Source organism: Micromonospora lacuserhaii (genome assembly GCF_036902735.1).
Classification (GTDB): Bacteria; Actinomycetota; Actinomycetes; order Mycobacteriales; family Micromonosporaceae; genus Micromonospora.
In genome coordinates, this window is record NZ_JBAKHO010000112.1 from 1 (window position 1) to 4,235 (window position 4,235).

4 protein-coding genes and 1 pseudogene are annotated in these 4,235 nt (G+C 77.7%); 2 read left to right on the forward strand and 3 right to left on the reverse strand.

Annotated elements, in window-relative coordinates; genetic code table 11:
* Window positions 1-58 precede the first annotated feature (58 nt).
* The 3 genes from alr to V6U81_RS28890 are packed head-to-tail and all read right to left on the reverse strand — an operon-like array spanning window position 59 to window position 3,124.
* Entirely contained in the window at window positions 59-1,177 is a 1,119-nt protein-coding gene (gene alr / locus V6U81_RS28880; RefSeq protein ID WP_334494192.1) for an alanine racemase, read from the reverse strand.
* A gap of 47 nt (window positions 1,178-1,224) precedes the next feature.
* Window positions 1,225-2,697 carry an NAD(P)H-hydrate dehydratase gene (locus tag V6U81_RS28885; protein ID WP_334494194.1) on the reverse strand — a complete coding sequence of 491 codons (1,473 nt, stop codon included), beginning with the start codon at window positions 2,695-2,697 and terminating at the stop codon, window positions 1,225-1,227.
* 58 nt (window positions 2,698-2,755) lie between these two features.
* Window positions 2,756-3,124, reverse strand: a complete 369-nt coding sequence (locus V6U81_RS28890) for a holo-ACP synthase (RefSeq protein ID WP_334494195.1) — start codon at window positions 3,122-3,124, stop codon at window positions 2,756-2,758.
* 174 nt (window positions 3,125-3,298) lie between these two features.
* On the opposite strand from V6U81_RS28890, the gene V6U81_RS28895 reads away from it, so the two are divergent.
* Together V6U81_RS28895 and V6U81_RS28900 are read left to right on the forward strand one after the other, a co-directional pair.
* Entirely contained in the window at window positions 3,299-3,595 is a 297-nt protein-coding gene (locus V6U81_RS28895) for a type VII secretion target (protein ID WP_334494197.1), read from the forward strand.
* Window positions 3,592-4,235: pseudogene (locus tag V6U81_RS28900) on the forward strand (alpha/beta hydrolase); the annotation flags it as partial. The gene V6U81_RS28895 and the pseudogene V6U81_RS28900, both read left to right, overlap by 4 nt.

Genomic DNA, 4,235 nt, shown 5'->3' on the forward strand with positions numbered 1-4,235 from the left:
CACGGTGCCACCTCGGTTCGCGACTGCGGGGCTCGCAACCCCGGCTCACTCCTCGCGCTCACGACCTGTCTCCGTCGTAGACCCGGGGCACCCGGCTGCTGCCGAACCGGGTGACGATCTCGTAGTTGATGGTGCCGACCGCGTCCGCCCAGTCGTCGGCGGTGGGCTCGCCGTCCGCGCCGCTGCCGAAGAGGGTGGCCACGTCGCCGGCGGCCACCGGGTCGTCGCCGCAGTCGAGCACGAACTGGTCCATGCAGACCCGGCCGGAGATGGTGCGCCGCTTGCCGGCCAGCCGCACCGGGCCGACGTTGGAGGCGTGCCGGGGCACCCCGTCGGCGTAGCCGAGCGGCACCACGGCCAGGTTCGCCTCCCGCTCGGTGGTGTACGTGTGGCCGTAGGAGACGCCGGTGCCCTCCGGGACCCGCTTGGCGAGCATCACCCGGGCCCGGGCGGTCATCGCCGGGCGCAGCCCGAAGGTGTCGCCAGCCACCGGGGAGAGACCGTAGATCGCGATCCCCGGCCGGACCAGGTCGAAGTGGGTGTCCGGGCGGGTCAGCGTGGCCGCCGAGTTGGCCAGGTGCCGGTGCCGCGGGCGCAGCCCGGCCCGCTCGACCATGGCCAGCCCCTCGTGGAAGATCGCGAGCTGGCGGTCCGTGGTGGGGTGGCCGGGCAGGTCCGCGTACACGAAGTGGCTCCACACGCCGACCACCTCGACCAGCCCCTCGGCCTGGGCCTTCGCGGCGGCCTCCAGCAGGTTCGGCCAGTCGGCGACGGTGGCGCCACCGCGCGACAACCCGGTGTCGATCTTGAGGTGGAGCTGGGCCGGGCGGTCCGCGCGCCGGCTCGCCTCGATCATCTCGTCCAACTGGGGCAGGCTGGCGGCGGCCAGGTCGACCCCCGCCGCGACCCCCTCGTGCAGCGGCAGCCCCGGCGACAGCAGCCAGGCCAGCACCGGCGCGGTGATCCCCGCCCGGCGCAGGGTCAGCGCCTCGTCGAGCGTGCACACCCCGAGCCAGTCCGCCCCGGCGTCCAGCGCGGCGTTGGCCGACGGGACCATGCCGTGGCCGTACCCGTCGCCCTTCACCACCGCCATCAGCTCGGCGCTGGTGCCCGCCCGGAGCCGGGCCACGTTGTCACGGATCGCGTCGAGATCGACGCGCACCTCGGCCTGCCACATGAACCCAGCCTACTTGCCCCGGTGATCACCCCAGGGCGGTCCGGGTCTCAGTCGACCAGCGGCGCGATCACCGGGCGCAGCGCGTCCGCCACGTCCGGCGCGGTCACCGGGCCGAGCCGGGCCGCCTCCCGCCCGGCCAGGCCGTGCAGGTACGCCGCGGTCGCCGCCGCCCGTTCCGGGGCCAGCCCGGTGGCCAGCAGCGAACCGAGCAGCCCGGCCAGCACGTCCCCGGTGCCCCCGGTGGCCAGCGCGGGGCTGCCGGTCGGATTCACGTACGCCCGGCCGTCCGGCGTACCGATGATCGTCCGGTCCCCCTTGAGCAGCACCGTCGCGTTCATCCAGGCGGCCAGCCGCAGCACCGCGGAGACCCGGTCCCCGCCCGGTTCCTCCCCGCAGAGCCGGCTGAACTCCCGATCGTGCGGGGTGACCACTATCGGCGCGTCCCGACCGCGCAGCCGGTCGGCGAGCGAACCGTCCACCAGCAGGGTCAGCGCGTCCGCGTCCAGCACCACCGGGACCGGGGCGGCGAGCACCGCGCGCAGCTCGGCGGCGGCCTCCTCGCCGGTGCCCAGCCCCGAGCCGCAGACCCAGGCCTGCACCCGGCCGGCGTCGGCGACCCGGCCGGTGGCGATCACCGAGGGGTGGCGTCGGACGACCTCCTCGCGGGCGCTCCCGGCGTACCGGACCATGCCGGTCGGGCCGGCGAGCGCGCCACCCACCGAGAGCACCGCCGCGCCCGGGTAGGTCGCCGAACCGGTGGCCACCCCGACCACTCCCCGGCTGTACTTCTCCGAGGCCGGGCCCAGTTTCGGCCACCACTCGACCACGTCCGACCACTCGGTCACCCGCAACGCCGGGGTGCCGCGCAGCCACGGGCCGAGCCCGATGTCGACCAGCTCGACGTGCCCGGCCAGCGGGGCGGCCGGGCCGACCACCAGCCCCGGCTTCAACGCGCCGAAGGCCACCGTCACGTCGGCGCGGACCGCGACGGGCCGGCCCGACGCGGACAGCGGCACCCCGCCGGTGTCCACCGCCACCCCGCTCGGCACGTCCACCGCCACCACCGTCGCCCGGTCGCCGTTGCGGCCGGTCAGCTCGGGCAGCCGATCGGCGAGCCGGTCGGCGGCCTCCCGCAGCCCACCCGTACCGCCGATCCCGACGATGCCGTCGAGCACCAGGTCGACCGTGGCCGGCGGCGCGTCGACCAGCCGCCCCCCGGCGGCCCGCAGCGCCGCCAGCCCCTCGGCGTGCGCCCGGCCCGGAGTGAGCGGCAGGGCCGACACGGCGGCCCCCCGGCCAGCCAGCAGGGCGCCGGCGTAGAGGGCGTCACCGCCGTTGTCACCGGTGCCGACCAGCAGCAGCACCCGGGCGCCGTACACCCCGCCCCGGTCGGCGAGCAGCAGCGCGCAGCGCCGGGCCAGCCCGGCGGCGGCCCGCTTCATCAGCGTTCCGGGCGGAAGGGTGGCCATCAGGCCGGCCTCCGCCGCGCGTACGTCCGCGACCCGCCACACCGGTTTCATGCCACCCGAGTCCCATCCGTCACCCGTACGGGCGGACCGGCCGGCCCGCCCGGTGAGATCACCGCTCCGCCACCACCATCGCCGAGGCGATCCCGCCGTCGTGGGACAGCGAGAGATGCCAGCGGTTGACCCCGCGCTCGGTGGCCGCGTCGGCGACCGTGCCGGAGACCGTGAGCCAGGGACGCCCGTCCGGGTCGGGCACGATCTCGCAGTCGTGCCAGCTCAGCCCGGCCGGCGCGCCGAGCGCCTTGGCCACCGCCTCCTTGGCCGCGAACCGGGCCGCGAGGGACTCCGGCGAGCGCGGGTTGCCGGAGCGGGTGTACCGCTCCGACTCGGTGAAGAGCCGGTCGGCGAGCAGCGGCGTCCGGGCCAGGGCCCGGGCGAACCGCTCCACCAGCACGACGTCGATACCGACCGCGACGATCACCAACCCACCCTACCGGCGGGCCGGGCGGCAGATTAGCCACCGGGGACGCCGTGGGCAACGCCTGTGGAAAACCGGGGGGTACGACCACCGCCCGCCGTCCACAGGGCCGACCGGACGCCCGGTGGGCCGCCTAGCGTCGGCCGGGTCGGGTCACGGGGCGGAGGAGGCGCGGGCATGACCGAGGAGCGGGTGCGGGTGGACCCGGAGGTGCTGCGCCAGGTGGCGGGCCGGCTCGCCGCCGAGGCGTACGGGCTGGCGCACGGTTTCGCCGACGTGCCGGGGCTGGTGGTGGCGGCGCCGCAGTGGCGGGCCGGCACCGCCCTGGTCCGCTGGGAGTCGGCGGCGCACGCCTGGCTGGGTGCGCTCGGCGCCCGGGTGGCGGAGACCGCCGCCGCCCTGCGCGCCGCCGCCGACGAATACGAGGCGGTGGACGACCGGGCGGCCGGTCGGCTCGCCGGCCTGCCCCGGTGACCGGCTACGCGCGGCTCTGGGGCGCCGCCCCGGCCGGGTGGAGCGAGGCCGGGGCGGCCTGGCGCGGGCTGACCGCTCCGGTCACCGGGCGGCGCGCGGCACTGCGGATCGGGGCGACCACCCTGCGCGCCGGCTGGTCGGGCGGGGCCGCCGCGGCGGCCGACGGGCGGCTCGACACGCTCCGGGGCGAGCTGACCGGGGTGCTGCCGGCCCTGGTCGAGGCGGATCAGGTGCTCGCCGAGTTCGCCGTCCGGCTGCGGGCGGCGAAGGGACGGCTGGCCGACGCGGTGGCGCTGGCCGAGCGGAGCGGGGTGCTGATCGACCGGGACGGCGGGGTGCGGCCGGGCCCCCTGCCTGCGGTTCAGCCGCCGGTGTGGCGCGGACCGGAGGCGGGGGCCGTTCCGGGCGCCGGCGTGGGTCCGGTCGGCGTAGGTCCGGTCGGCGTAGGTCCGGTTGGCGTAGGCCCGGTTGGCGTGGGCCCGGTTGGCGTGGGCGGTCAGGCGGCGGTGGCGCAGGTGGCCGCCGCGCTGCGCGACGCGCTGGCGCTGGCCGACGCGGCCGACCGGGAGGCGGCGGCGCGGTTGGACGAGCTCTCCGGCGCGGCCCGTGCGGGCTGGACCGCGCCACCGCCGCCGGGCCG

Bases quoted from the DNA above. Each gene is read 5' to 3' on its own strand.
- alr (WP_334494192.1), bottom strand. From the start codon at position 1,177: ATGTGGCAGGCCGAGGTGCGCGTCGATCTCGACGCGATCCGTGACAAC.
- V6U81_RS28885 (WP_334494194.1), bottom strand. From the start codon at position 2,697: ATGAAACCGGTGTGGCGGGTCGCGGACGTACGCGCGGCGGAGGCCGGC.
- V6U81_RS28895 (WP_334494197.1), top strand. From the start codon at position 3,299: ATGACCGAGGAGCGGGTGCGGGTGGACCCGGAGGTGCTGCGCCAGGTG.